Origin of the sequence: Bradyrhizobium sp. WBOS07 (assembly GCF_024585165.1) — a bacterium.
GTDB classification, from domain to species: Bacteria; Pseudomonadota; Alphaproteobacteria; order Rhizobiales; family Xanthobacteraceae; genus Bradyrhizobium; species Bradyrhizobium japonicum_B.
On sequence record NZ_CP029008.1, the window covers coordinates 394,701 to 420,431 of the forward strand.

Below are 25,731 nucleotides of genomic sequence, written 5' to 3' on the forward strand. Positions count from 1 at the left end.
ACGCATGCCTCCCTCGCGCGGGCTTTGTCGTTTTCTCCCGCAGTCTCTGTGCTAGCGTCGCCGGCAACATTGGCACGTCAGAAGCCGGTGACAAAGCAACGAGGAAACATATGTCCGATCCGCTCCACGCATCGTCACCGACTTGTGCGCAGACGCTACGGGCGCTGTCGCGCTATCCCGGCCGCACCGCCTTCGCCTGGCCCGGCGGATCGTTGAGCTATCGGGGCGCCATCGATCTCATCGGGCGCATCCAGGGCGTGTTCATGCGTCTCGGCCTGCCGGCAGGCGCGCGCGTCGCCTTCCTCACCGCGAACCGCGCCGACACCTGGTGCGCCGGCGTCGCCGCGCAATTGTCGCGGCTCTGCATCACCTGGCTGCATCCGCTGGGATCGCTGGAGGATCAGCTATTCCAGCTCGAGGATTCCGAGGCCGAGATGCTGGTGGTCGATGCCGCCGCCTTCCGCGACCGCGGCGGCGAACTTGCGGCAAGAGCGCCCCGGCTGAAGGCGGTCTTCACCATGGGGCCGGCCGGCTACGGTGCCGATCTGTTGGCCGCCATCGAGAGCGCCGGACACGCCAGCGCGCGGAGCCTCGCCGGCCTCGACGATCTCTCCACGCTGAACTACACCGGCGGCACCACCGGCAAGTCCAAGGGCGCGCTGCGCTATCACCGCGAGAATGCCGGAGCCGCGGCCGCGATCCTCGCCGACTTCGAGATCCCCGACGCGGCACGCTACCTCACCGTCGCGCCGATCAGCCATGTCGCCGGCACGAAGGTGCTGCCGACCCTGATGCGCGGCGGCACCGTGCACATGCTGAGGGGATTCGATCCCGAGGCGGTGCTGACGACGATCGCACGCGAGCGCATCAATTTCACGCTGTTCGTGCCGACCATGATCTACGTGCTGCTCGATCATCCCGCGCTTGAAAAGACCGATCTCGCCTCGCTCGAGCTGGTGCTCTATGGCGCGTCGGCGATGTCGCCGAGCCGGCTGGTCGAGGGTATCGAGCGCATCGGACCAGTGTTCTCGCAGCTCTACGGCCAGACCGAGTGCTATCCGGTCTCGGTGCTGCGCAAGGCGGATCACGATCCCAAGACGCCGGAGCTGTTCCTGTCCTGCGGCTTCCCGATTGCGGCCTGCGAGGTCAGGATTCTCGACGACAACGACGAGGAGGTGAAGACAGGCGAGGCCGGCGAGATCTGCGTGCGCGCCCCGCATGCGATGGCGAAGTACTGGAAGCGGCCCGACATCACCGCCGAGACGCTCAGGAACGGCTGGGTCCACACCGGCGACATCGCGCGCCAGGACGAGCGCGGCTACATGTTCATTCTCGACCGCAAGAAGGACATGATCGTGTCCGGCGGCTTCAACATCTTCCCGCGCGAGGTCGAGGACGTGCTGTCGCAACATGCCGATGTCGCCATGGTCGCGGTCGTCGGCATTCCCGACGAAAAGTGGGGCGAGGCCGTCACCGCCATCGTCGTGCCGCGCGAGGGCGCAACGCCGGATCCGGACGAACTGATCAACCTGGTCAAGACACGAAAAGGCTCGGCGCATGCGCCCAAGCAGATCCGGTTCGTCAGGCAATTGCCGATGACCGGCGTCGGCAAGGTCGACAAGAAGGTGCTGCGCGCAGGCTTCTGGAGCGGCCGGGACCGGATGGTGGGATAAATACCCGGGATTCTACGGGGCCATTGTGTCCCCGACACCACAACGCGGAACAGAGTGGTTGGCGGTGCGGCCCACGCAATTGCCGGCGAATCGGGGAATCACCTAGACCGCTGCTGGGGCTGGGAAGCGGAGAGTGAGATGAGAGTCGCTTCCCTGGAAAGTGCGGTCGCCGCGGTCACGTTGATCACGGCTATCATCGTGGTGCTGTGGGAGATCAAGATCTTCTACGGAATGTGAACTGGCAGGATGCCCGGGTCGAACCAGACCTCGCATCCCTTCCGCGGCGGCGGAAGCCTGCCGTTCAGTTGCGCAATGCGCGACATAGCTTTCTCACGATCGGCGTCATCGTCCGGCTTGACCGGACGATCCAGTATTCCAGAGACAGTCGTTGTTGAATCGAGAGGCCGCGGCGTACTGGATGCCACGTCCAGCCGGGGCATGACAGTGAGGTTGACGCGCGAGCATCGCTCGCTCGTCATGCCGTCGCCTCAGCGCTTCTCGATCACCAGGCTCTGCACCGCGCGGCCGAAATAGCCCTGGCGGTCGGCGAGGCGCGACATGGCAAGCCCGCTGCCGTCGGCGCCGATCCAGGACTCACCGTCGAGCAGGATCCACTCGCCGACCGGCTGACGCGCGAAGCTCACGCTCAGGTCGGCATTGATGTAGGTCCAGGCGCGGAAGTCGAGCGTCGAGGCGGTGCCGTTGGAGAAATCGGCGGCGACCACGGCGCGCATGGCCTGCGAGATCGCTTCCCCCTCGATCAGCGGATGGTCGACGCGAAACCAGATCGCGCCGGCGCCGGCCTGGCCGAAGCGGCCGCGCGCGGCACGCATCGAGACCGAACGCACGAACGGGCTGGTGGCAGCGTGACCATCCTCGGCCAGCGAGTCCTCCGGCGAGGGCAGCGTGACCGGCAGCTCCTCGACCTCGTCGGGCAGCGCCAGCGCCTGGCGCCGGATCTTGAGCACGGTTGCGCCGACCACCTGGACGCCGTCGGCCAGCAGCTTGATGTTGCAGAGCTGGATCTTGCGGCCCTCGCGCAGGACCTCGGTGGCGATCGTGAGCGGCGCCACCGGGACGGGGCGCATCAGGTCGATGGTGACGCGCGCGATGTCCATCGGAGCAGGCGTCGGGATGCGCTCGGCCGCCCACGTCACCAGCGAGGCCGGCGCCGAACCGTGCTGCATGCGCCGATCCCAGGGACCGGCGGCATCCGGGCTGGTGACGACGCTGTCGCCGTCGACGCGGTAGATGGCGGTCATCACTCAAATCTCTGTTGGCTTTGAATGTCGAAGCTTAGCAAAAAGTGTCGCAGGGACCCATAACCCCAGCGAGAAGTTGTTGCGCGAGAGTCGCAACCACGAATCTTCGTCAAATTCCTTCCTGTGGTTATGGGTCCCGGATCTGCGCGCGCTTAAGGCGCGCTTGTCCGGGACGACAGTTTCCTACAACGGCGGATCGATCGCTTCGTCATATTCCTTCTTGAAGCGCGCGATCAGCTCGGCTGCGGGCACCACCTTGTCGATGCTGCCGATGCCCTGGCCGCTCCCCCAGATCTCCTTCCAGGCCTTCGGCTTGGCGCGTTCGCCGGAGGCGTCGGTGCCGAAATTCATCTTGGAGGGATCGGAGGTCGGCAGGTTGTCCGGATCCATGCCGGCAGCCAGGATCGAGGGCTTCAGATAATTGCCGTGCACGCCGGTGAAGAGGTTGGAATAGACGATGTCGTCGGCGCTCGAGCCCGCGATCATCTCCTTGTAGCGCTCGACCGCGTTGGCTTCCTTGGTGGCGATGAAGGCCGAGCCGATATAGGCGAAGTCGGCGCCGAGGATGCGCGCGGCGCGGATCGCCTTGCCGTTGCCGATCGCACCCGACAGCGCGATCGGACCGTCGAACCATTTTCGCGTCTCGGCTACGAAGGCAAGCGGCGAGATGGTGCCGGCATGGCCGCCGGCTCCCGCCGCGACCAGGATCAGGCCGTCGGCGCCCTTCTCGATCGCCTTGTGCGCAAACTTCTGGTTGATCACGTCGTGGAAGACGATGCCGCCCCAGCCGTGCACCGCCTGGTTCAGCTCCTCGCGGGCACCGAGCGAGGAGATGATCATCGGCACCTTGTACTTGGCGCAGAGCTGCATGTCGTGGTCGAGCCGGTTGTTCGACTTGTGCACGATCTGGTTGACGGCAAACGGCGCCGACGGCCGTTCCGGATGGGCGCGGTCATAGGCCGCGAGCTCCTCGGTGATCCGTGCCAGCCATTCGTCGAGCAGCTCCGGCGGCCGCGCGTTCAGCGCCGGAAACGAGCCGACCACCCCCGCCTTGCACTGCGCGATCACGAGATCGGGCACCGAGATGATGAAGAGCGGCGAGCCGATCACGGGGATCGACAGGCGCCCCTTGAACAAGGCAGGCATGGACATTGCGAGACGATCCTCTGTTGGCCGGTCATGGAAGGTTGGGCGCCATACCAACAAGGCAATCTTTCCACTGTCAAGTATTGCGTTTTGACGCCGTGGCGGAGGCGCCAGCGATACTATTCCAAGGCGTGGAATTCTCTCGGCGTCATTCCGGGGCGCGCCGAAAGGCGCGAGCCCGGAATCCATCGGGCGTCAGTACGCGCGGTGAAATGGATTCCGGGTTCGCGCTTCGCGCGCCCCGGAATGACGAGAGGACAGACCAGCTCCTACCCGATCAAATCCGGATTGATCAGCCGCTCGAACGAGAACATCTCGTCCCACTTCTCCTGGGTCAGCAGCTGGCGTTCGACCACCACGATCTGGTGCAGCGACTTGCCGCTCTTGTAGCCCTCGCGCGCGATCTCGGCGCATTGCTTGTAGCCGAGCAGCGGCTTCAGCACCGTGACGATGCCGAGCGAGTTCAGCACCATGTTGCGGGTGTGCTCCTCGTTGGCTGTGATGCCGACCACGCAATTTTCCCGCAGGCTGTTGACCGCGCGCTCCATGGTGCGGATCGAGAAGAACAGCGCGAACGAGATCACCGGCTCCATCACGTTGAGCTGGAGCTGGCCCGCCGAGGCCGCCAGCGTCACCGTCGTGTCGAGCCCGATGACGAGGAAGCTGGTCTGGTTGACCACTTCGGGGATCACGGGATTGACCTTGCCGGGCATGATCGACGAGCCCGGCTGCAGCTGCGGCAGGTTGATCTCGTTGAAGCCGGCGCGCGGGCCGGAGGCGAGCAGGCGGATGTCGTTGCAGATCTTGGTCAGCTTGCTGGCGGTGCGCTTCAGCACGCCCGAGAGCTGCACATAGGCGCCGGTGTCGGAGGTCGCCTCGACGAGATCGCCGGCGAGGACGAAGTCGACGCCGGTGAGCGCGCTCAGATGCCGGACCGCGAGCCTGGGATAACCGACCGCGGCCGTGACGGAGGTGCCGATCGCGGTGGCGCCGAGATTGATCTCGCGCAGCAGCGCACGCGCTTCCGAGATGCGCTCGACCTCCTCGCCGATCGTGGTGCCCCAGCCCCGGAATTCCGCCCCGAGCGACATCGGCACGGCATCCTGCAGATGCGTGCGGCCCATCTTCAGAACCCGGTCGAACTCGCGCCCCTTGGCGAAGAAAGCTTCCTGGAGCTGGCGCAGCGCGGTCATGTAGCTCTCGAGCCGCAAGATCAGCGCGAGGCGAAAGGCGGTCGGATAGGTATCGTTGGTCGACTGGCCGTAATTGACGTGGTCGTTGGGGCTGACGTGCTGATAGTCGCCCTTGCCGAAGCCGAGCGATTCCAGCGCGAGATTCGCGATCACCTCGTTGGCGTTCATGTTTGTGGAGGTGCCGGCACCGCCCTGGATGAAATCGGTGACGAACTGATCCATCATCTCGCCGGCGATGACGCGGTCGCAGCCGAGGATGATCGCGTCCGCGACCCTGGCGTCGAGCACGCCGAGATCGCGATTGGCCATGGCGGCGGCCTTCTTGACGTAACCGAGCGCCTTCACGAAGTAAGGCTCCTGGTTCATCGGAATGCCGGTGATGTGGAAGTTCTCCTTACCCCGGATGGTCTGGACGCCGTAGTAGATGTCGTCGGCGATCTCACGCTGTCCGAGGAAGTCCTGCTCCGTCCGGCTCATGGGCGATCCTTGTTGCTTGCGCGCGGACCATCACGTCAGTTCTGGCACAGCGCGCTGGTCACGAAAGTATCGGTGCGGCAGTCGTCCGGTTTGCGTTGCCGGCCGGGGATCAAGACCTTGGCCGAGCATTTTTCCGCGGAATCGGCATTCAGGCTCTTGCCCTCCTTGTAGCCCTTGCCCTGGCAGAGCTGGTCGGCGGCTTGCTTGCAGTCCGGCGCGCCGTTCGACGAGACCGGGCAGGCCACGCGCCCCGACACCATGGTAGAGGGCTTGGCCAGCCGTGACAGGTCATTCATGGTTTCACTGGGGCTTTTGATCGGCGGCAGGATCGAGGGCAGCTTGTCGAACAGCTTGCCCATTTCATTGATCAGCCCGGGATTTTCCTCTTGCGCCGGCGGCGCCGATGGAGCGGGTGTCGACGGTGGCGGCGCGGCCTGCGCGCCCGGCGCCTGCAAGCCGAGCGATGGCGGCGCAGATTGCGTCAACGCGGTCCCGCCACCGAGCAGGAGCGAAAGCACCGCGAGAATCAGCGTGGCCGGTCGCATGACCTGTTTGCCGGATCGATCCGTCATGACCACAACCGTAGCCGAACCGGAGGTGACGGCAAAGCGCGGAGGTTTAGATCAGCTTGATCGCCACCACGAAGCCGAGCACCAGGACGATGGCGCCGAGGGCGACCCAGAGTCCGAGATGCCGCTCGATCCTGACCCGGATCCAGTCGCCGTAGCGGTTGAGCAGGATCGCGACGACAAAGAAGCGTCCGCCGCGCGCGACGATCGAGCACAGGATGAACAGGAGGATGTTGTAGCCGGCAAAGCCCGAGGTGATGGTGACGAGCTTGTAGGGAATCGGCGTCAGCCCCTTGAGCAGGATGATGACGGCACCCCATTCCGCATAGGAGGCCCGGAAGGCGTCGACCTTGTCGGCGAGGCCGTAGACCTGGATCAGCCATTGGCCGACCGAGTCGAACAGCAGCGCACCGATGGCATACCCGACCACGCCGCCGAGCACCGAGGTCACGGTGCAGATTGCGGCGTAGAGCCAGGCGCGCTGCGGGCGCGCCAGCGACATCGGAATCAGCATCACGTCCGGCGGGACCGGAAAGAAGGAGCTCTCGGCGAAGGATACGGCACCCATGATCCAGAGCGCGTATGGCTTGTGGGCGGCGTCGATGCACCAGTCGTAAATACGTTTCAGCATGGCGCCGCGATGAAGCACCATGGGACGGATTTGTCCATGCCGAGATTGGGGCGAATTGTGAGGTTTCTAGTGGCGCTTGCGCGCGGCGCGACCCTCGAGCGCGACAATTGGCCGCCTGGCGGCCACGCGCGGTGACGCGACCTTGGGGAGCTTCATCGAGGATTTCGGCAGCTTTTCGGCGATGCCGAGCATGTCTTCCCGCCGCGTCATCTCGCGCCAGACGTCCTCGGGGCGCACGCCGGCAGAGGCCCAGAGCACGGTGAGATTGTACAAGAGGTCGGCGCTTTCCCGGATCACGGCCTCGGTGTCGCCATTGACGGCATCGATCACGACCTCGATGGCCTCTTCGGCGAGCTTCTTTGCCATTTTCGAGGGCCCGCGCTGAAACAGCCGGGCGGTCCGCGATGTTGCCGGATCAAGATCCCTGGCCGCGAGCACAGCCAGATATAGCCGCTCAAGCGAATCACTCATGGTACTCAAAACTACTCTAAACTAATGGCGGGCGTGTTAACGCTCGGCAATAAAAGCAGAAAACAGGCCGGCGCGGAAGCGCGACGGCCTGTTCTCCGATGCCGCAGGGCCGATCAGTTAATAGCAGCTGTAGCCTGAATAGCCGTGGGCGCAGGGGTTTTTGTAGCCGCCATAGGTGTAGCGGCTGCTCGAGTCGTAATAATACGAACCATAGCCGGGGCTGCTGTAGTAGACCGGGCCGCTGTCGTAGTAGTAGCCCGGACCCGGATGATAGGCGTAGGCATCGCGGCTGGCTGCGATCGCCAGGCCAGTCGCGGCCAGGCCGAACATCGCTGCAGCGGCGGCGCCGCCACCACCGCCATGCCAATGACGACCGCCCGCGTAAGAGGCGGTGGGTGCAGCGGCGGTCAGAGCCACCACGGCGGCGGTAGCAAGAATGGCCTTGCGGCCCGCAATCTTGGAGAATCGGTCGAACATGTCTTGGGCCCTCCTTTGGGACCTGGGAATGGATGCCTGCGGACAGGCTCATGCATTCAAACCCGCATGACCTAAGTTGGGTTCCCCAACCCCAACACAAGCTGAACGGGGTTGCGTAATCGTGACGCAACCGTCGCTCATCCGCCGTTCATGTTGGCGCGCGCACGGTGTCGCCGGCCGGCGCTGCGAGCGTCACGAAACCATAACAATGCGGGACCGGCGCAACTGATGTCGGAATTCAAGACGATCGCGCTTCGTTGCCTGCTGGCCCTCACGATCTCGCTTGCGACACTGATTCCACGCGGTGTCAGCGCGGCCGAGACGCCTGCGCCGTCCTCAATTGCCATTCACTTCAGCTTCGACCGCCCGCCCGACGCAAGCATGGCGCCGTTCTTCCTTGCGGCAAAGGACGGCAGGTTCGGCGCCGAGCGTCTGAACGTGTCCTTCAGCAGCGCGGCCGGGTCGCCGGAGGCACTCGCCCGCGTCGCCAAGGGCGCCAGCGAGCTTGCGCTCGTCGACATCAACGAGCTGATCCGGTTTCGCGACAAGGAGGATGCGGCGCCGGTCAAGGCGGTGTTCGTGCTGTTCAACCGCGCGCCCTACGCGATCATGGCGCGCAGGAGCCGCGGCATCCATCTGTTGCCCGATCTCGACGGCAAGACCGTCGGCGTTGCCGAGGCCGATCTGTCGATGCGGCTGTGGCCGGCGCTGGCGCAGCAGAACGGCATCAAGGCATCGCGCGTCAAATTCCACAAGATCAGCGCGGCGGTGCGCGAGCCGATCCTCTCCGCGGGACAGGTCGATGCCGTCGCGGGTTTCAGCCACCTCTCGGCGGTGAACCTGCGCGACCGCGGCGTGCCCGGCGCCGATCTCGTGGTGCTGCGCTATGCCGATTACGGCTGCGAGGCCTATGGCTTCGCCGTGGCGGTCAATGCCGCCTTCGCCGCAGCAAAGCCGGACGCCGTGAAAGGCTTCGTCCGCGCCTTGATCGCCGGCATCGCCGCGACCGTCAAGGAGCCGGCGCGTGCGGCGGACGACGCCGCGAACCGCATCGACGGCGGCGACCGCGACCTGGAGCTGCAACGCCTGCGCACCGTCCTTGCCGACAACGTCCTGACCGACGAGGTCAAGCGCAACGGTCTCGGCGGCATCGAGCCACGGCGCCTGGAGCGCTCGATCGACCAGATCGCGCAGGACTTCAAATTCCGCAAGCGGCCGACCCCGGGCGACGTCTTCGACGACCAATTCCTGCCGCCGGTCGCCGAACGGCTGATCAATTGAGAAAAATCGGCGGCTTCCGCTATATCTCGCGCGCGATCCCGGCTTAGAATACGGGCTCCGTCGTCCGCTCGAGCTTCGTCATCCGCATGTCCATCCTCCGTCTCTATACCCGCGTTCTCGAATTGCTCGGCAGCGAGGCGCGGCTGGGCTGGCTGCTCGCGGTCGCCAATCTCCTGCTGGCGGGCTCGCAATTCGCCGAACCCGTGCTGTTCGGCCGGATCGTCGACGTGCTCTCCGGCAAGACCGTGGCCGGCTCGAACTCGGCCTGGCCGTTCCTGGCCGCCTGGGTCGCGTTCGGGCTCTTCACCATCCTGTGCAGCGCGATCGTGGCCTTGCAAGCCGACCGGCTCTCGCACCGCCAGCGCCAGGCGGTGCTGACCGACTATTTCGAGCACATCCTGCAACTGCCGCTGACCTTCCACTCCGGCACTCATTCGGGCCGGCTGATGAAGGTGATGCTCAACGGCACCGACGCCTTGTGGCGGCTGTGGCTCGGCTTCTTCCGCGAGCATTTTGCCGCGATCCTCTCGGTCGTGGTGCTGCTGCCGCTGTCGCTCTACCTGAACTGGCGGCTCGCCATCCTGCTGTTCGTGCTCTGCATCGTCTTCACCGCACTGACGACTTTCGTGGTGCGCAAGACCTTCGGCATGCAGATGGAGGTCGAGGAGCAATATAGCGAGCTCTCGGCGCGGGCCTCCGACGCGCTCGGCAACGTCGCGCTGGTGCAGAGCTTCGTCCGCGTCGAGGCCGAGGTGAAGGGGCTGCGCTCCGTCGCCGATCAATTGCTCGAAGCCCAGATGCCGGTGCTGTCGTGGTGGGCGCTGGTCACCGTCATCACGCGCGCCTCCACCACCATCACGGTGCTGGCGATCTTCACGTTCGGCATCGCGCTGCACGCCCAGGGACTGACCTCGGTCGGCGAGATCGTGATGTTCGTGAGCTTCGCGACGATGCTGATCCAGAAGCTGGAACAGGTCGTGAGCTTCATCAACAACGTGTTCATGGAAGCCCCGCGCCTGCGCGAGTTCTTCAATGTGCTCGACGCCGTGCCCGCCGTGCGCGACCGGTCCGACGCGATCGACGCCGGCAGGCTGTCCGGCCTCGTCGAGTTCAACGACGTCACCTTCTCCTATGACGGCAAGCGGCCGGCGATCGAGGATCTCACCTTCACCGCGCTGCCCGGCCAGACCATCGCGCTGGTCGGCCCGACCGGCGCCGGCAAATCGACCGCGATCGCGCTCTTGCATCGCGCCTTCGACCCGCAATCCGGCGTCATCAAGATCGACGGCATGGACGTGCGCGGCGTGACGCTGACCTCGCTGCGGCGGAACATCGGCGTCGTGTTCCAGGAAGCGCTGCTGTTCAACCGGTCGATCGCGGAGAATTTGCGCGTCGGCAAGCCGGATGCGACCGAGGCCGAGATGCGCCAGGCGGCGGCGCGCGCGCAGGCGCTCGAGTTCATCGAGCGCAGCGGCGGCTTCGAGACAAATGCCGGCGAGCGCGGCCGCATGCTGTCCGGCGGCGAGCGGCAACGCCTGTCGATCGCCCGCGCGCTGCTGAAGGACCCGCCGATCCTGATCCTGGACGAAGCCACCTCGGCGCTCGACGCCGTCACCGAGGCCAAGGTGAATGCCGCTCTCGACGAAGTGATGAAGGGCCGGACCACCTTCGTAATCGCCCATCGCCTCTCCACCATCCGCAACGCCACGCGGATCCTGGTGTTCGAGAACGGCCGCGTGACCGAAAGCGGAACTTTCGATGAACTCGTGGCCAAAGGCGGCCATTTTGCCGAGCTCGCCAGGGCTCAGTTCATGGTGCAGGAAAACGCACGGGCCAGCGTGACGGCCTCTGAGGTTGCCGCGACGGCCGTCAAATCCCCCTAGCAAGTCCCCACAGCGCCGTCGAAATTCGGCCTATTTCATTGCGGAATACCGCACCCGGCCCCCTATTCTCGACGCATCAGCCGGTATAGGTTCGCTGCGCCGCAAGCGGCGGCGCTGGATTTCAGAACCGACAATCAGATCACGAGAGCCGCCGGGAACCGGCGGGCCTCCAAGGACCGGAATCGGATAGTGCACGCCCTACGCCCGCTGCTTCGCAAATCCTTGTTCAACCTGTTCGCTGCGAGTCTCGCATGTGCCGCGTTGCTAGCGCCGCCGCGCGGGGCGAGCGCCGAAGCGCTGCTGCTGATCGAGGCCGACAGCGGCAAGGTGCTGCAGGCGGACAACGCGACCATTCCCTGGTATCCGGCCTCCGTCACCAAGATCATGACCGCCTATGTGACGCTGAAGGCGGTCAAGGAAGGCCGACTGACGCTCGACACGCTGCTCACGGTTTCGCCGGTCGCTGCCTCGCAATCGCCCTCGAAGATGGGGTTCCGTCCGGGAACGCAGCTCACCGTCGACAACGCGCTGAAGATGGTGATGGTCAAGTCGGCGAACGACATGGCCGTGGTGCTCGCCGAAGGTGTCGGCGGTTCGGTCGACGGCTTCTCCGCGATCATGAACGACACCGCGAGGAAGCTCGGCATGACGCAGACCAGCTACGTCAATCCGAACGGCCTGCCCGCCGAAGGCCAGATCACGTCGGCGCGCGACCTCGGCATTCTCGCGCGCGCGTTCCTGCGCGACCTGCCGGAATACGAATATTTCGTGCACATCCCGGCGATCCGCTTCGGCAAGCGCGTTACCGGTAATTTCAACAAGCTGATCGGCCGCTATCCCGGCGCCGACGGGTTCAAGACCGGCTTCATCTGCGCCTCCGGCTACAATCTCGTCGCCTCGGCCACGCGCAACGGCCGCCGGCTGATCGCGGTGGTGCTGGGCGCGAGCTCCGGCACCGCGCGCGCGGTGAAGGCCGCGCAGCTGCTGGAGCGCGGCTTCAGCCAGGACACTCTGACATGGCTTCGCCCCTCGCTCGGCACGGTCGATAACCTCGTGCCGGTCGACGCCTCGCCGCCGAACCTGCGCGACGAGATGTGCGGGCCCCACCGCAAGCGGCCGGCCAGCGACGACGACGATGCGCTGATTGCCGCCAATGGCGGCGCCACCGGATCGGCGTCCGCGACCGGCGGCGAAGCCCAGGTGACCTTCTTCACCGCCGGCCTGCAGCCGCCCCTGATGAAGGCCTCCGAGCTGATGGCCTCGGCGCCGGCGCCGACCGAGCCCGTGCTGGTCTACACCGGCCCGACCCGCACCGGCACCGCCCTGATCGCGGCGGTCGCGGCCGATGCCGACCAGCAGGCGGCGTCCTCCAAGCCGCGTGGCAAGAAGTCGCGCGTAGCCAAGAAGCCGGATGCGGCCGAGAAGCCGAAAGACGCGGCCAAGGACACCAGCAAGGACACCAAGACCGCGGCGGCGAAGCCGGATGCCAAGCCGGCTGGGGTCAAGAACAACGGTGGGAACAACGCAAAGAGCGACATAAAGAGCGACCCCAAGCCTGCGGCGAAGCCGGCAGCGCCCAAGCATGCTGCCGCCAAGCCTGATGCCGCCAAGCCTGATGCGGCGGCTAAACCCGCCGAGAAGCCTGCGGCCGGCGGTGATCCGAAGCCCGCCAAGCCCAAGGCCGCGACCAAGCCCGCGGCCAAGCCGGCCAACAACAGTTAACGGCGAACCCCGGGCCGATCCGGCCCGGCTTCGCACCTGCGACAGCCGTTCGCGACGATTCCAGTAGCCACTTCCCGACCTTTGCCCTAAGCGTCGACGGCTTGCCACCGGTTCCGGCAGGCTCGATACTGGCGGCAATGCGGCAAGCCCGAGACACAACGGGCTCTGGTCAATGAGGGGAGTTTCCATGGAGCGCATCTGGCTCAAGCAATATCCGCCCGGCGTGCCCGCCGATATCGAGCCGACTCAATACGCATCGCTGGTCGACCTGCTGGAGGAGAGCTTCACCAAGTTCGCCGACCGCAAGGCGTTCATCTGCATGGACAAGTCGATCAGCTACCGCGACCTCGACCAGATGTCGGTCGCGCTCGCGGCCTATCTGCAGGGCCGCGGACTGCAGCGTGGCGCCCGCGTCGCCCTCATGATGCCGAACGTGCTGCAATATCCGGTCGCAACCGCTGCGGTGCTGCGGGCCGGCTTCGCTGTCGTCAACGTCAACCCGCTCTACACCCCGCGTGAGCTCGAGCACCAGCTCAAGGATTCCGGCGCCGAAGCCATCATCGTGCTGGAGAATTTCGCCCACACCGTCGAGCAGGTGATCGCCAGGACGGCGGTGAAGCATGTCATCGTCGCCAGCATGGGCGACCTGCTCGGCTTCAAGGGCGTGATCGTCAACCTGGTCGTTCGCCGCGTCAAGAAGATGGTGCCGGCGTGGTCGCTGCCGGGCTCGGTCTCCTTCAACGACGCGCTGTCCGCCGGCCGCGGCATGACCTTCAGCAAGCCCAAGCTCTCGCCGGGCGACGTCGCCTTCCTGCAATATACCGGCGGCACGACCGGCCTGTCCAAGGGCGCCACCCTGCTCCATCGCAACATTGTCGCCAACGTGCTGCAGAACGATGCCTGGCTGCAGCCGGCGCTGGCCGCGCCGCCGCATGTCGATCAGCTCATGATCGTCTGCGCGCTACCGCTCTATCACATCTTCGCGCTGACGGCCTGCTACCTGCTCGCGGTGCGCGCCGGCGGCTGCAATCTGCTGATCCCCAACCCGCGCGACATCCCCGGCTTCATCAAGGAGCTGGCGAAATACCAGGTCAACAGCTTCCCGGCCGTCAACACGCTCTACAACGGCCTTATGCACCATCCCGACTTCAAGAAGCTCGACTTCTCCAAGCTGAAGATCTCCAACGGCGGCGGCATGGCGGTGCAGCGTCCCGTGGCCGATCAATGGAAGGCGGTCACCGGCTGCTTCATCGCCGAGGGATACGGCCTGTCGGAGACGTCGCCGACGCTGACCTGCAATCCGGCAACGGCAACCGAATTCACGGGATCGATCGGCATCCCGGTGCCGTCGACCTGGATCTCGATCCGCGACGACGACGGCAACGAGGTCCCGCTCGGGCAGGCCGGCGAGATCTGCGCCAAGGGTCCGCAGGTGATGTCGGGCTACTGGAACAGGCCGGAGGAGACCGCCAAGGTGATGACCGCGGACGGCTATTTCCGCACCGGTGACATCGGCATCATGGACGAGAAGGGCTACACCAAGATCGTCGACCGCAAGAAGGACATGATCCTGGTCTCCGGCTTCAACGTCTATCCGAACGAGGTCGAGGAAGTGATCGCGGGCCATCCGGGCGTGCTCGAATGTGCCGTGATCGGCATCCCCGATTCCAAGTCGGGCGAAGCGGTGAAGGCTTTCGTGGTGAAGAAGGATCCCAACCTCACCGCCGAGGCGGTGATCAAGTTCTGTCAAGAGCAGCTCACCGGCTACAAGGTGCCCAAGCAGATCGAATTCCGCACCGACCTGCCCAAGACCAATGTCGGCAAGATCCTGCGGCGGCAGCTGCGCGACGAGAAGAAGGCCGAGGCGGCGTAAGCTGCTCCGCTGATGACCGACGTCGGTGACATCGCGCCATCAGGCCTTCTTGCCTTCTGGCGCGAAGCCGGCCGTGAGCGCTGGTACGAGCGCGACGACGCTTTCGACGCGGAGATCCGGCGCCGCTTTCTTGCGCTGTGGCAGAAGGCGGCCGCCGGCGAACTGGCATCATGGGAAGACAGTGACGCAGGCGCCCTTGCGCTCGTCATCGTGCTCGACCAATTTCCCCGCAACATGTTTCGCGGCACGCCCGAGGCCTTTGCCAGCGACGCGCTGGCGCGCGAGGTCGCCCGCCGCGCCATCGACCGGGGTGTCGATGCCAGGGTCGATCCGATCCTGCGCGAATTCCTCTATCTGCCCTTCATGCATTCGGAGCACCTGCCCGACCAGCTGCATTGCGTCGCGCTGTTCCAAGGCGCCGGCAATGCTGACAAGGCCGACAATGCCGAGAACCTGAAATACGCCCGGGAGCATGCCGACATCATCCGCCGCTTCGGCCGCTTCCCTCACCGCAACCGCGTCCTCGGGCGTTCGTCCACGGCGGAAGAGCAGGCCTTCCTCGACAGTGGCGGTTTTGCCGGCTGATGACATCGAGGTGAAGGACCGCCGCCTACGCCGCTTTCACCGCCGGCAATATTGTGCAGCTTCCCCGCACGGTCTAAAAAGCGGGACCGATTTTCAGGGAGACTGACCATGGCGATCCAGATTGGCGATAAGCTGCCCGAGGCGAAATTCCGCGTGATGACCGCGGAAGGCCCGCAGGTGAAGACCACCGACGATATCTTCAAGGGCAAGAAGGTGGCGCTGTTCGCCGTGCCCGGCGCCTACACCGGCACCTGCCACAAGATGCATCTGCCGAGCATCTTCCTCAACGCCTATGCCATGAAGGACAAGGGCGTCGACAGCATCGCGATCGTCTCCGTCAACGACGCCTTCGTCATGAACGCCTGGAAGCGGGACACGGACCAGCGCGACGAGGCCACCTTCCTCGCCGACGGCAACGCCGACTTCACCAAGGCGATCGGCATGGAGCTCGACGCTTCCGCCAACGGCCTCGGCATCCGCTCCAAGCGCTATTCGATGCTGGTCGAGGACGGCGTGGTCAAGAAGCTGAACCTCGAAGCGATGCCCGGCAAGGTCGAGGTCTCCGGCGGCGATACGCTGCTCGGGCAGCTGTAAGCGCGTCGCGACAACAGACGCTGTCATGCCCCGGCTTGACCGGGGCATCCAGTACGCCGCGGCCTCTCGGCTCAATCACCCCCGCCTCTGGAATACTGGATCGCCCGCCTTCGCGGGCGATGACAGTTGAGGGTGAGGCGATGACAGCCTACTCCCGCACCCGCTGCTGCAACCGCGCCTTCACGATGCCGTCTCGGGCGAGCTGATCGGCGCGCTCGTTCTCGGGGTGGCCGGCGTGGCCCTTGACCCAGTGCCAGCGGATCTCGTGCTGCTTCAGCGCGGCGTCGAGGCGCTGCCATAGCTCGACATTCTTCACCGGCTTCTTGTCGGCGGTGCGCCAGCCGTTGCGCTTCCAGCCGAAGATCCAGCCGGTGATGCCCTGCCGGACGTACTGGCTGTCGGTGTAGAGATCGACGATGCACGGCTTCTTCAGCGCTTCGAGCGCCGAGATCGCCGCCATCAGCTCCATCTGGTTGTTGGTGGTGTGCGGCTGGCCGCCGTTCAGCTCTTTTTCCTTGTCGCCGAACCTCAGGATCGCGCCCCAGCCGCCCGGCCCGGGATTTCCCGAGCAGGCGCCGTCGGTATAGATCGTGACATTCGGACGCTCGCTCACGCCACCAGCCCCGAGGGCATCAGCCCGTAGTCGCGCACGCTGCCGACGCCCTGGTGAAAGCGCAGCTTGCGGACATATTCCAGCGGATCCTTCGGCTTCACCAGCGCACCGGGCGGCACGTTGAGCCAGTCGACCAGCCGCGTCAGCAGGAAGCGGATCGCCGCTCCGCGCGCCAGCAGCGGCAGCGCGGCCTCCTCCGCCTCGGAGAGCTTTCGCACCCGGCCATAGGCGTTGAGGAAGGCCCTCGCCTTGGTGACGTTGAAGGAATGGTCCGGCTCGAAGCACCAGGCGTTGAGGCAGATCGCGACGTCGTAGGCCAGCATGTCGTTGCAGGCGAAGGTGAAGTCGATGATCCCGGACAGCTTGTCGCCGAGGAAGAAGACGTTGTCGTTGAAGAGGTCGGCGTGGATCACGCCTTCCGGCAGATCGGTCGGCCAGATTCCGCTCGAGAGATGATCGAGCTCGGCCGCGAGGAAGGCGCGCAGGCCCGGCTGCACCTCGTCGGCGCGGTGTGAGGCCGCATCGAACAGCGGCCGCCAGCCGGAGACCGACAGCGCGTTGGCGCGCCTGATCCCGAAGTTCGCCCCGGCCAGATGCATCTTCGCCAGCCCCTCGCCCACCCCGGCACAATGCGCCACGCTCGGCTTGCGCGGCCACATGCCTTCGAGAAAGGTGATGATGGCCGCAGGCCGCCCCGACAGCTCCCGCAGCGCCTCGCCGTCGCGCCCCTTCACCGGGAGCGGGCAGTTGACGCCGTGCTCGGCCAGATGCGTCATCAACGCGAGGAAGAACGGCAGATCGTTCTTTGCCACGCGCTTCTCGTAGAGCGTGAGGATGAACGACCCCTGACTGGTATGCAGCAGGAAGTTGGTGTTCTCGACGCCCTCGGCGATGCCCTTGTAGGAGAGCAATTCGCCGAGCTCATACTGCTTCAGGAAATCCGCAAGCTCGTCGGCGGCGACGTCGGTATAGACCGCCATCAAGGTCTACTCGGCGGCAGCTTCGGGACGTACCTGACGCGGCAGCGGGAAGAACTCGTTCTCTTCCGCGGCCGAGACCGTCTCCACATGCAGCGTGTAGCGCTCGGCGAAGGCGTCCATGATCTCCTCGACGATCACCTCAGGCGCGGAGGCGCCCGCGGTGATTCCGAGGCTCGTGAGATTGCCGAACTTGTCCCAGTCGATGTCCGCGGCACGCTGCGCCAGCACCGCGATCTTGCAGCCCTCGCGCTCGGCGACCTCGCGCAGGCGCTGCGAGTTCGACGAATTGGGGGCACCGACGACGATGAGCGCGTCCACCACCGGCGCCACCTTCTTCACCGCGAGCTGGCGGTTGGTGGTGGCGTAGCAGATGTCTTCCTTGTGCGGGCCGTTGATGTTGGGGAAGCGCTCCTTCAAGAGCGCCACGATCTCCGCGGTGTCGTCGATCGACAGCGTGGTCTGGGTCACGAAGGCGAGGTTGTTGGGATCCTTCGGCGCGATGGTCTTGGCGTCCTCGGCGGTCTCGATCAGGGTCACGGCGCCGGCCGGAAGCTGGCCGAGCGTGCCGACCACCTCGGGGTGATGGGAATGGCCGATCAGGAAGATCTCGCGGCCCCGCTTGAAATGGATCGCGGCCTCGCGATGGACCTTGGTCACCAGCGGGCAGGTCGCATCCAGCGAGAACAGATTGCGGGATTGGGCGTCGGCCGGAACCGATTTCGGCACGCCATGGGCCGAGAACACCACCGGCGCGGACGTATTCTCCGGGATTTCGGCGAGCTCCTCGACGAAGATGGCGCCCTTCTTCTTCAACCCGTCGACGACGTATTTGTTGTGCACAATCTCGTGGCGAACATAGACGGGGGCGCCATATTTATCGAGCGCCCGTTCCACGGTGTCGATCGCCCGGACCACCCCGGCACAGAAGCCGCGGGGAGAACAAAGCACGATCTTGAGGTCTGGTTTGGCTGACATTGAGCGATCTCGGGACCGAATCACCCGTTTCGCCTTCTGGCGGGGGCGGTCGATGGGTGGATAGGCTTAAAAGGGTCGGCTTGAACCGGACGGCGGTTCAAACGAATTGGGGCCCCCTTCCGGGGGCTGTCAAGGCACTATCTATAGCAGAACCATTGCGTGTCCACCCCCTCCCGGCTTATATAGCCCGAATTCCCTGTCATCGCTGATGACCACCGGTTTCGCCTCCAGAGGGGTGGGCGAAGCACAAAGGAGATTTGCCATGAGCAACGCACCTCTGATGCCCAAGGCGACCGCCGTCTGGCTGCTCGACAACACCGCGCTGACCTTCGACCAGGTCGCCGATTTCACCAAAATGCATCCCCTCGAGGTGCGCGCGATCGCCGACGGCGATGCGGCCCAGGGCATCAAGGGCATGGATCCCCTCTCCAACGGCCAGCTCACCCGCGAGGAGATCGAGAAGGGCGAGAAGAACCCGGATTACCGGCTCCGCCTCCAGGAGAGCAAGGTGGTGCTGCCGCCGCAGCCCAAGCGCAAGGGCCCGCGCTACACCCCGGTGTCGCGCCGCCACGAGCGTCCGAGCGCCATCCTCTGGCTGCTGCGCAGCCATCCCGAGCTCAAGGACGCCCAGATTATGCGTCTGGTCGGCACCACCAAGAGCACCATTGCTAGCGTCCGTGACCGCACCCACTGGAACACGTCGCAGCTCACCCCGATCGATCCTGTCACCCTCGGCCTCTGCTCGCAGATCGAGCTCGATTTCGAGGTGCAGCGCGCCGCGAAGGAAAAGCCGATCGACGCAGCCTATGGCGGCGCTACGCTGCTGCCGGCCTCAGAGACCACCCGCAAGGACGAATACGAGTCCGCGGAGAAGTCCAGCGACGACCTCAACGTCGATGCCGTATTCGCCAAGCTGAAGACGCTCGGCGGCAAGAAGCAGGACGACGAGGAGGAGTAGGTCCTCTCTTCTCGCTCGCTGCAAACGCAAAAGCGCGGCAGGGAAACCTGCCGCGCTTTTGTTTTTGCGCCCGAGCTGGGCGTCGGATCAGAACTTGTACGTCACGCCGGCGCCGACCAGCCACGGATCGATATGCGCGGTGCCGGTGACCGGCAGGCCGGAGACGGTCGCGCTGAAATCCGGGCGCAGCCAGAGCTTCTTGACGTCGACGTTGAGGCCCCAGTGCCGGTCGATCATGTAGTCGAAGCCGAACTGGACGGCGCCGCCCCAGGCGTTGCTGACGTGCAGGTTGGTAGTGGTGGCGACGATCGCGGGCGGACCGGCGATGGCAGCGGGCGCATTGGCCGCCGAATTATTGAAGAACACGGTGTAGTTCACGCCGGCGCCGACATACGGCTTGAACGCGCCGAACTGGTCGAAGTGATATTGCAGCGTCAGCGTCGGCGGCAGCAGCGTGGTCTTGCCGATCGGCAGGCTCGCGAGCGAGCCGGTGCCGGTGATCGAGTGCCGGGTCACGCCCAGGATCAATTCGGCCGCGATGTTCTTGGTGAAGAAATAGCTGATGTCGAGTTCGGGGACGACCTGGTCGCTGATCGAGAGCCCGGAGTTCGGCGAGGACAGCGAGGGCACGCCCGCCACATTGACGGTCGAGCCGCCGCCATCCGGCAGCACGCCGAGCACGCGCAGGCGAATCATCCACGGATTGAATGCCTCCACCGGCGGCGGCGCCTTCTTGTAAACCGGCAAATCGGCGGCCTGCACCGATGCAAACGTGCCCACGAGCATCGCGCCAAAAGTCGCAAGCCGCGCCAGGTTTCTTGTCGTTCTCTGCATTTCAATCCCCTTCAGCCATTTCCCGCGCATCGTTGCGCGACATGAGCGTCAGAGCAGAAAGGGGCCGCTGGAGGATTTGATCCCGATCAATTCAGGCGAAGGCCGCCACGATTTGGCCACGGCGTTGCAGATGTGTCACGAAATGCACGAAGGCGAGACGCGCCAGGCGGCAACATGGTGCCGCATCCCGCGTCAGGGCCGCTCGGGATGGTTCAGCATGTATTCGCCGAGGTCGCGCTGGCGACGGTCGGCGCGCGCGGTGGCGGCGTTGCGCTGGACGTCGCGGTCCTTGCGGCAGGTCACGTATTCCGGCGAACCCTGCGCATAGCCGCGGCCCTGGCACACCGCGTCGTCATCGTCGCCGCCCACAGCCACCGCATTCTGGTAGCGCGCGGAGCAGGCGGAGAGAACGACGGCGAGAGCCAAGACGGTCAGCAGGCGTGGCGCGGCGGCGAGTGGCATCGAGGGTCCCTTGTTGACCGCCCCTGTTTAGCCGGGAATGAGGAGAATGTAAGTCCCCGGACGCCGTCCCACGCACGCTGTCATTCCCCGCGCAGGCGGGGAATCCAGTACGCCGCGGCGGTCATTGGCTCACACAATCGCCGCAGCGTACTGGATCCGCTTCCGCGGGTGATGAAAGTTGCGGTTGGAGAGACGGCCTCGCGCCTTACTGGCACGACTGTCAGAGCAAACCTCACACCCGCCCCTTCAGCGCCTCCCCGATCTCGTCGAGCGCCTTGGGATCCTCGATGGTCGCCGGCATGGTCCAGGAGTCGCCGTCGGCGATCTTCTTGATGGTGCCGCGCAGAATCTTGCCGGAGCGCGTCTTGGGCAGGCGGCCGACGGTGATCGCGAGCTTGAAGGCGGCGACCGGGCCGAGCTTGTCGCGCACCAGCGCAATGATCTCCTTCTCGATCTCGGCCGGTGCGCGCTTCACGCCGGCCTTTAGCACCAGGAAGCCGCAGGGCACCTCGCCCTTGATCGCGTCCTTGACGCCGAGCACGGCGCATTCGGCGACATCGGGATGCGAGGCCAGGATCTCCTCCATGCCGCCGGTGGAGAGCCGATGGCCGGCGACGTTGATGATGTCGTCGGTGCGGCCCATGACGAAGACGTAGCCGTCCTCGTCCTTGTAGCCGGCATCCGAGGTTTTGTAATAGCCGGGGAATTCGCTCAAATACGCTTCCTTGAAGCGCGCATCCTGATTCCACAGCGTCGGCAAACAGCCCGGCGGCATCGGCAGCTTGATGACGATCGAGCCCATCGTGTTGGGCCCCACGGGCTTGGCCGCCTCGTCGACCACGTCGACCTGGTAGCCCGGCATCGGCACCGTGGGCGAGCCGTGCTTCACCGGCAGCATGCCGAGCCCGACCGGATTGCCGGCGATGCACCAGCCGGTCTCGGTCTGCCACCAATGGTCGATCACCGGCACCTTCAGCTGCGCTTCCGCCCATTCGACCGTCGGCGGATCGGCGCGCTCTCCGGCCAAAAAGAGCGTGCGGAATTTCGAGAGGTCGTATTGCCGGATGAACTTTCCTTCCGGATCCTCCTTCCGGATCGCGCGGAACGCGGTCGGCGCGGTGAAGAACGCAACCGCCTTGTGCTCTGAGATCACGCGCCAGAACGCGCCGGCGTCGGGCGTGCCGACCGGCTTGCCCTCGTACATGATCGTGGTCGCGCCGTGCAGCAGCGGGCCGTAGACGATGTAGCTGTGGCCGACCACCCAGCCGATGTCGGAGCCGCACCACCACACCTCGCCCGGCTTGACGCCATAGAGGTTGAACATCGACCATTTCACCGCGACGAGATGGCCGCCATTGTCGCGCACGACGCCCTTCGGGATGCCCGTGGTGCCCGAGGTGTAGAGGATGTAGAGCGGATCGGTCGCCGCAACGGGCACGCAAGGCGCCTTCTTGCCCTCGTTCAGCGCCTTGCGGCGCAGGCTCGCCCAATCGTAGTCCCGGCCCGGCGTCAGATCGCAGGTGAGCTGTGGACGTTGCAGCACGATGCAGGCTTTCGGCTTGCTGCCGGCAAGCTTGATCGCCTCGTCGAGCAGCGGCTTGTACTGCACGATGCGGCCGGGCTCGATGCCGCAGCTTGCGGAGAGAATGAGCTTCGGCTGCGCGTCGTCGATGCGGGTGGCGAGCTCCTTCGCGGCGAAGCCGCCGAACACCACGGAATGCACCGCCCCGATCCGCGCGCAGGCGAGCATCGCGACCACGGCCTCCGGCACCATCGGCATGTAGAGGATGACACGATCGCCCTTGGTGACGCCGAAATCCTGCATGATGGCGGCGAGCGCCTGCACCTCGCTCAGCAGCTCGGCATAGGTCAATCTGGTGACGCTGCCGGTCAGCGGCGAATCGTGGATCAGCGCGACTTGGTCGGCGCGGCCGCCCGCGACATGGCGGTCGAGCGCATTGTAGCAGGTATTGACGACACCGCCGGTGAACCAGCGGCCGTAGGTTCCCTGGCCGGGGTCGAAGATCTTCCTGGGCGGCTCGATCCAGTCGATGTCTTTGGCGGCCTCGGCCCAGAAGCCTTCGGGGTCGGCGAGCGAGCGCGCATAGACCTCGTGATAACGACTTTTACCGTTCATTGCGCGCTCCCGTTCCCTTTATCGCCTGGCCCCGAACCTCGTGGCAGGATCGACGCCCCGCCATGACCAGGATCAATGCCGGCCTTGTTTGAGGGCCATTTTCCCGGGAACGGGCCGCGGTTCAAGCTGAAAAGGATGGGTCATTTCTCCCTCTCCCCGTTCTTACGGGGAGAGGGTCGGAGTGAGGGGCTGCATCCACAGTCACGGTGAGAGCTGGACTCGTGGAGACTCCCCCTCACCCGGAATTTGCCCGCAAATTCCGGCCTCTCCCCGCGGGGAAAGGCGAAGACAGGCTAGCTCTCCATCGCGTTCAGCCGCAGCAAGCGATCCTGCATGACCTTCTTCAGGTCATAGCCGGGGCGACGGAAGCTCGCATCGCGCGTGACGAGGAAATCGCGCTGGGACTTGCGCAGGCCATCCGCCGCGCGTTTGCTTGCGGATTTCAGCACACGCGCGTAGGCCTCGGCGATCTGGCGGTCGAGCACGCCAAGCTGCGGATCGGCGCAGATCACTTGCTCGACCTCGCGCTTTGCGGTGGCGCAATCGAATGACGGACCGCGGTCGTCGGGCGAGCGCGCATGCATGGGGCCCGGGGACGCCGCGCCGAATTTCGCGATCTCGGCAATCATGGCCCGGCGGCCATTCGCTGCGTTCTCGTTGCCGGGGTCGAGCTTCAGCGCCATCTCGTAGTCCGCCAGCGCCTTCTTACGCTCGCCCATCTTCTTGTAGAGCACGGCGCGGTTGTTGTAGGTCTTTGCGAAGTTCGGATCGAGCTTCAGCGCGGCCTCGTAGTCGCTCAGCGCGGCCCCGAGCTCGCCCTTGAATTGATAGGAATCGCCGCGGTTGGTCAGGAAGTTGGCGCGCGGCTCCCGCCGGATCGCGAGGTCGTAGTCGGCAATGGCCTTGTCGTACTCGCCCATCGCGGCATAGGTCAGGCCGCGGTTGTCGTAGTACTCCGGCACCTTGGGATCGCGCCTGATCGCCTCGCCGTCATCGGCGACCGCCTTGTCGAGCTGGCCGAGCTTCTTATAGGCCGCCCCACGATTGGTATAGGTGCGGGGCCGGTCGGGGTCGAGCCGCAGGGCCTCGTCGAAGTTCTTGATCGCCTTCTCGTTGTCGCCGCCGAGATAGTGGGCCACGCCGCGGTCGGACCAGGCCTGCGCATAGTCCGGCTTCAGCTTGATCGCCTGGTCGTAGTCGGCGAGCGCGCGGTCGAGCCGGCGCTGATTGGTGTAGACGACGCCGCGCAGCTCGTAGGCCTCTGCGTCTGCGGGGTCGAGCTCGATCGCCTTGCTGAGGTCGGCCGCGGCGCGGTTGAGGTCGCCGCCGGCCTCGCGCAGGAGGTCGCCGCGCAGGCGCCAGGCCCTTGCATTCCTGCCGTCGAGCGCAATGGCGCGGTCGATGTCCCGCAGGGCCTGGGTGAGGCCGCCCGAAGTCCGGGCATGGGCATCGGCGCGGACCAGCAGAGCCGCGGCGCGATCGGAGGCGGGATTGGCGGCCTGGTCGATGATGGTCGCGCAAGCGGCCATCAGCTCCGCTGGAGCAGCCTTGCTGCCCATCACGCAGTCGGTCCCGGCCGAGGCCGGCGCGGCGAGGACGAGGCTCATGGCAGCGCTGAGGAAGAAGGCGCGAAACGAACTTTTGGCAACCCAAAGCGCTTGCGCGGGATGATGCGTGCCGCACATGGCAGTCTGCTCCGTGACGTCAGGTTTTCACCATTGTCGCGGCGGGCACGGGATGGGTTCAATTCGCGTCTGTCCACGCCTTACTCTCGGCACGAAGAACGTGGATGCCCCGGGCCTTCGCCGCGCCGAAGCGGCTTCGGCCGCGCAGGCGGGACAAGCCGGACGTGACCTCAATACCCGTCCGCCCCGTTGATCTGTTGCAGCCGCTCCTGCATTGCCTTCTTCAAATCGTAGCCCGGCCGGCCGTACGCCGCGTTGCGGCGGGCGATGAACTCGTCCTGCTCGCGCTGAAGCTTCCTGGCATCCGCCGGGTTGCGCGCCTCCCGGATCGCGCGCGCGTTGGACCCGAAAATCTCGCGGTCGAGATCGGCCAGCTCGCGATTTCGACAGATCGCCTTCTCCACGGCCCGGACCGCATTCCGGCAGTTGAAGCTGGGCTTGCCGGCGACGGCCATCTGCGCGCCGATGCGCTCGAGCTCGCGCGCCATCGCCTTGTGATTGGCCTTGGCCTTCTCGTGGTTTGGATCGATCTTCAGGGCTGCGGCGAAATCCTGCACCGCCCTCGGCCTGTCGCCCTTCCTGAGCCAGAGCTCGCCACGCGCATTGAAGATGTCGGCAAGCGTGGGATCGAGCAGGAGAACGCGGCTGTCGTCGGCGATGGCGCGGTCGACCTGATCGTGCCGCGCATAGAGCGCCGCGCGCGCGACCAGCACCTTGATCAGGTCCTCCTTGGCAGTCTTCTCATTGTCGATCACGGCGGCGCAGGCCGTGGCGGCCCTGTCCATCTCGTCGGCCGCGGCCGCCGCGAGGCATGATTCGACATCAATCTTGATCACCGCAGCCGGCTCGCCGCCGGTCGCAGCCTGGGCGGCGCCGAGCGACAGCGCGCAGAGCAACACGGCACCTGACGATTGGATGAGTTTCTGAACGCGCATGCTCGTTGCAGTCGGAAATCTTGCTTTCGGTCTTGCTTCGGTCTTGCCTTACGCCTTGCCTCGGGACCGCACAATCCATGACGGCCGAATCGGTGCTAGCTTGTGGCACCGCGCACATCGGTTCCGGCATCATCGTGTCGATATTCGAACGGATCATCGCGTTCTGCTCGGCGCCATTGGCCTTATCGGCGCTGACGCGGCGGATCAAGTCCCCTATCCGGCGTTTCACGCCGTCGGCAGCGCGCTGATCGCCTTCGTGCCGTCCAGTCCGAACAGGACGCTGGAGCGCAACCTCGCGCTGGCCTTTTTGTCGCA

At 65.4% G+C, this 25,731-nt stretch carries 24 protein-coding genes; 9 read left to right on the plus strand and 15 right to left on the minus strand.

Annotated elements, in window-relative coordinates:
- The first annotated feature begins 110 nt into the window (after window positions 1-110).
- Window positions 111-1,673, plus strand: coding sequence for an AMP-binding protein (locus DCM79_RS01780; RefSeq protein ID WP_257178270.1), 1,563 nt, complete (start codon window positions 111-113; stop codon window positions 1,671-1,673).
- A 488-nt stretch (window positions 1,674-2,161) separates the two neighbouring features.
- On the opposite strand, the gene DCM79_RS01785 is transcribed toward DCM79_RS01780, so the two are convergent.
- The 7 genes from DCM79_RS01785 to DCM79_RS01815 form a co-directional block, all read right to left on the minus strand.
- The gene (locus DCM79_RS01785) at window positions 2,162-2,935 is read right to left on the minus strand and encodes a thioesterase family protein (RefSeq protein WP_257178272.1); all 774 of its coding nucleotides are present in this window, start codon (window positions 2,933-2,935) and stop codon (window positions 2,162-2,164) included.
- Window positions 2,936-3,118: 183 nt separating this feature from the next.
- A complete protein-coding gene (locus tag DCM79_RS01790; protein WP_028138687.1) occupies window positions 3,119-4,087 on the minus strand; it encodes a nitronate monooxygenase family protein in 969 nt (322 codons plus the stop codon).
- Window positions 4,088-4,350: 263 nt separating this feature from the next.
- Window positions 4,351-5,751 (minus strand): aspartate ammonia-lyase, encoded by a 1,401-nt coding sequence (locus tag DCM79_RS01795; RefSeq protein WP_257178274.1) that lies wholly within the window; start codon window positions 5,749-5,751, stop codon window positions 4,351-4,353.
- Window positions 5,752-5,786: 35 nt separating this feature from the next.
- The gene (locus DCM79_RS01800; protein WP_257180925.1) at window positions 5,787-6,323 is read right to left on the minus strand and encodes a hypothetical protein; all 537 of its coding nucleotides are present in this window, start codon (window positions 6,321-6,323) and stop codon (window positions 5,787-5,789) included.
- A 46-nt stretch (window positions 6,324-6,369) separates the two neighbouring features.
- Window positions 6,370-6,972: a YqaA family protein gene (locus DCM79_RS01805; RefSeq protein WP_257178275.1), complete on the minus strand. Its 603-nt coding sequence runs from the start codon at window positions 6,970-6,972 to the stop codon at window positions 6,370-6,372.
- A gap of 45 nt (window positions 6,973-7,017) precedes the next feature.
- On the minus strand, window positions 7,018-7,422 hold the full coding sequence (hisE, locus tag DCM79_RS01810; RefSeq protein ID WP_257178276.1) for a phosphoribosyl-ATP diphosphatase: 405 nt from the start codon (window positions 7,420-7,422) through the stop codon (window positions 7,018-7,020).
- Window positions 7,423-7,539: 117 nt separating this feature from the next.
- Window positions 7,540-7,899 carry a hypothetical protein gene (locus DCM79_RS01815; RefSeq protein ID WP_257178277.1) on the minus strand — a complete coding sequence of 120 codons (360 nt, stop codon included), beginning with the start codon at window positions 7,897-7,899 and terminating at the stop codon, window positions 7,540-7,542.
- 228 nt (window positions 7,900-8,127) lie between these two features.
- On the opposite strand from DCM79_RS01815, the gene DCM79_RS01820 reads away from it, so the two are divergent.
- The 6 genes from DCM79_RS01820 to DCM79_RS01845 all read left to right on the plus strand — a co-directional run bounded on the left by DCM79_RS01820 (window position 8,128) and on the right by DCM79_RS01845 (window position 15,837).
- A complete protein-coding gene (locus tag DCM79_RS01820; RefSeq protein WP_257178278.1) occupies window positions 8,128-9,180 on the plus strand; it encodes an ABC transporter substrate-binding protein in 1,053 nt (350 codons plus the stop codon).
- A gap of 86 nt (window positions 9,181-9,266) precedes the next feature.
- Window positions 9,267-11,063: a glucan ABC transporter ATP-binding protein/ permease gene (locus tag DCM79_RS01825; RefSeq protein WP_257178279.1), complete on the plus strand. Its 1,797-nt coding sequence runs from the start codon at window positions 9,267-9,269 to the stop codon at window positions 11,061-11,063.
- Between the two features lie 189 nt (window positions 11,064-11,252).
- Window positions 11,253-12,785, plus strand: coding sequence for a D-alanyl-D-alanine carboxypeptidase family protein (locus DCM79_RS01830; RefSeq protein ID WP_257178281.1), 1,533 nt, complete (start codon window positions 11,253-11,255; stop codon window positions 12,783-12,785).
- A gap of 187 nt (window positions 12,786-12,972) precedes the next feature.
- Window positions 12,973-14,658 carry a long-chain fatty acid--CoA ligase gene (locus DCM79_RS01835; protein WP_257178283.1) on the plus strand — a complete coding sequence of 562 codons (1,686 nt, stop codon included), beginning with the start codon at window positions 12,973-12,975 and terminating at the stop codon, window positions 14,656-14,658.
- A 12-nt stretch (window positions 14,659-14,670) separates the two neighbouring features.
- Window positions 14,671-15,243 (plus strand): DUF924 family protein, encoded by a 573-nt coding sequence (locus DCM79_RS01840; protein WP_257178284.1) that lies wholly within the window; start codon window positions 14,671-14,673, stop codon window positions 15,241-15,243.
- Between the two features lie 108 nt (window positions 15,244-15,351).
- Window positions 15,352-15,837, plus strand: coding sequence for a peroxiredoxin (locus tag DCM79_RS01845; protein ID WP_028138698.1), 486 nt, complete (start codon window positions 15,352-15,354; stop codon window positions 15,835-15,837).
- A 148-nt stretch (window positions 15,838-15,985) separates the two neighbouring features.
- Here the strand turns inward: DCM79_RS01845 and rnhA are convergent, their stop codons facing one another.
- Genes rnhA through ispH form a run of 3 tightly spaced genes read right to left on the minus strand, consistent with a single transcriptional unit; the run spans window position 15,986 to window position 18,405 of the window.
- Window positions 15,986-16,450 (minus strand): ribonuclease HI, encoded by a 465-nt coding sequence (gene rnhA, locus DCM79_RS01850; protein WP_257178286.1) that lies wholly within the window; start codon window positions 16,448-16,450, stop codon window positions 15,986-15,988.
- A complete protein-coding gene (locus DCM79_RS01855) occupies window positions 16,447-17,430 on the minus strand; it encodes a homoserine kinase (RefSeq protein WP_257178288.1) in 984 nt (327 codons plus the stop codon). The genes rnhA and DCM79_RS01855 overlap by 4 nt, the downstream gene beginning before the upstream one ends.
- A 6-nt stretch (window positions 17,431-17,436) precedes the next feature.
- Window positions 17,437-18,405, minus strand: coding sequence for a 4-hydroxy-3-methylbut-2-enyl diphosphate reductase (gene ispH, locus DCM79_RS01860; protein ID WP_257178292.1), 969 nt, complete (start codon window positions 18,403-18,405; stop codon window positions 17,437-17,439).
- 262 nt (window positions 18,406-18,667) lie between these two features.
- Between ispH and DCM79_RS01865 the strand changes: the two genes are divergently transcribed.
- The gene (locus DCM79_RS01865) at window positions 18,668-19,363 is read left to right on the plus strand and encodes a DUF1013 domain-containing protein (protein WP_028138702.1); all 696 of its coding nucleotides are present in this window, start codon (window positions 18,668-18,670) and stop codon (window positions 19,361-19,363) included.
- 87 nt (window positions 19,364-19,450) lie between these two features.
- Here DCM79_RS01865 and DCM79_RS01870 read toward each other — a convergent pair whose 3' ends face one another.
- The 5 genes from DCM79_RS01870 to DCM79_RS01890 form a co-directional block, all read right to left on the minus strand.
- Window positions 19,451-20,197: an OmpW family protein gene (locus tag DCM79_RS01870; RefSeq protein ID WP_373568100.1), complete on the minus strand. Its 747-nt coding sequence runs from the start codon at window positions 20,195-20,197 to the stop codon at window positions 19,451-19,453.
- A gap of 192 nt (window positions 20,198-20,389) precedes the next feature.
- Window positions 20,390-20,659, minus strand: coding sequence for a hypothetical protein (locus DCM79_RS01875; RefSeq protein WP_257178293.1), 270 nt, complete (start codon window positions 20,657-20,659; stop codon window positions 20,390-20,392).
- Between the two features lie 232 nt (window positions 20,660-20,891).
- Window positions 20,892-22,796 (minus strand): propionyl-CoA synthetase, encoded by a 1,905-nt coding sequence (locus tag DCM79_RS01880; protein WP_257178294.1) that lies wholly within the window; start codon window positions 22,794-22,796, stop codon window positions 20,892-20,894.
- Window positions 22,797-23,089: 293 nt separating this feature from the next.
- Entirely contained in the window at window positions 23,090-24,481 is a 1,392-nt protein-coding gene (locus DCM79_RS01885) for a tetratricopeptide repeat protein (protein ID WP_257178295.1), read from the minus strand.
- A 170-nt stretch (window positions 24,482-24,651) separates the two neighbouring features.
- Complete coding sequence (locus DCM79_RS01890; protein WP_257178296.1) at window positions 24,652-25,416, minus strand: hypothetical protein; 765 nt, start codon at window positions 25,414-25,416, stop codon at window positions 24,652-24,654.
- Window positions 25,417-25,493: 77 nt separating this feature from the next.
- On the opposite strand from DCM79_RS01890, the gene DCM79_RS31815 reads away from it, so the two are divergent.
- Window positions 25,494-25,664 (plus strand): hypothetical protein, encoded by a 171-nt coding sequence (locus DCM79_RS31815; protein WP_257178297.1) that lies wholly within the window; start codon window positions 25,494-25,496, stop codon window positions 25,662-25,664.
- Window positions 25,665-25,731 lie beyond the last annotated feature (67 nt).

Coding starts and splice junctions, on each gene's coding strand:
- DCM79_RS01795 (WP_257178274.1), bottom strand. CDS start 5,751: ATGAGCCGGACGGAGCAGGACTTCCTCGGACAGCGTGAGATCGCCGAC.
- hisE (WP_257178276.1), bottom strand. CDS start 7,422: ATGAGTGATTCGCTTGAGCGGCTATATCTGGCTGTGCTCGCGGCCAGG.
- DCM79_RS01805 (WP_257178275.1), bottom strand. CDS start 6,972: ATGGTGCTTCATCGCGGCGCCATGCTGAAACGTATTTACGACTGGTGC.
- DCM79_RS01855 (WP_257178288.1), bottom strand. CDS start 17,430: ATGGCGGTCTATACCGACGTCGCCGCCGACGAGCTTGCGGATTTCCTG.
- DCM79_RS01875 (WP_257178293.1), bottom strand. CDS start 20,659: ATGCCACTCGCCGCCGCGCCACGCCTGCTGACCGTCTTGGCTCTCGCC.
- DCM79_RS01835 (WP_257178283.1), top strand. CDS start 12,973: ATGGAGCGCATCTGGCTCAAGCAATATCCGCCCGGCGTGCCCGCCGAT.
- DCM79_RS01825 (WP_257178279.1), top strand. CDS start 9,267: ATGTCCATCCTCCGTCTCTATACCCGCGTTCTCGAATTGCTCGGCAGC.
- DCM79_RS01790 (WP_028138687.1), bottom strand. CDS start 4,087: ATGTCCATGCCTGCCTTGTTCAAGGGGCGCCTGTCGATCCCCGTGATC.
- DCM79_RS31815 (WP_257178297.1), top strand. CDS start 25,494: ATGACGGCCGAATCGGTGCTAGCTTGTGGCACCGCGCACATCGGTTCC.
- DCM79_RS01820 (WP_257178278.1), top strand. CDS start 8,128: ATGTCGGAATTCAAGACGATCGCGCTTCGTTGCCTGCTGGCCCTCACG.
- DCM79_RS01880 (WP_257178294.1), bottom strand. CDS start 22,796: ATGAACGGTAAAAGTCGTTATCACGAGGTCTATGCGCGCTCGCTCGCC.
- DCM79_RS01800 (WP_257180925.1), bottom strand. CDS start 6,323: ATGACGGATCGATCCGGCAAACAGGTCATGCGACCGGCCACGCTGATT.
- ispH (WP_257178292.1), bottom strand. CDS start 18,405: ATGTCAGCCAAACCAGACCTCAAGATCGTGCTTTGTTCTCCCCGCGGC.
- DCM79_RS01785 (WP_257178272.1), bottom strand. CDS start 2,935: ATGACCGCCATCTACCGCGTCGACGGCGACAGCGTCGTCACCAGCCCG.
- DCM79_RS01815 (WP_257178277.1), bottom strand. CDS start 7,899: ATGTTCGACCGATTCTCCAAGATTGCGGGCCGCAAGGCCATTCTTGCT.
- DCM79_RS01780 (WP_257178270.1), top strand. CDS start 111: ATGTCCGATCCGCTCCACGCATCGTCACCGACTTGTGCGCAGACGCTA.
- DCM79_RS01845 (WP_028138698.1), top strand. CDS start 15,352: ATGGCGATCCAGATTGGCGATAAGCTGCCCGAGGCGAAATTCCGCGTG.
- DCM79_RS01840 (WP_257178284.1), top strand. CDS start 14,671: ATGACCGACGTCGGTGACATCGCGCCATCAGGCCTTCTTGCCTTCTGG.
- DCM79_RS01865 (WP_028138702.1), top strand. CDS start 18,668: ATGAGCAACGCACCTCTGATGCCCAAGGCGACCGCCGTCTGGCTGCTC.
- DCM79_RS01885 (WP_257178295.1), bottom strand. CDS start 24,481: ATGTGCGGCACGCATCATCCCGCGCAAGCGCTTTGGGTTGCCAAAAGT.
- DCM79_RS01890 (WP_257178296.1), bottom strand. CDS start 25,416: ATGCGCGTTCAGAAACTCATCCAATCGTCAGGTGCCGTGTTGCTCTGC.
- DCM79_RS01870 (WP_373568100.1), bottom strand. CDS start 20,197: ATGCAGAGAACGACAAGAAACCTGGCGCGGCTTGCGACTTTTGGCGCG.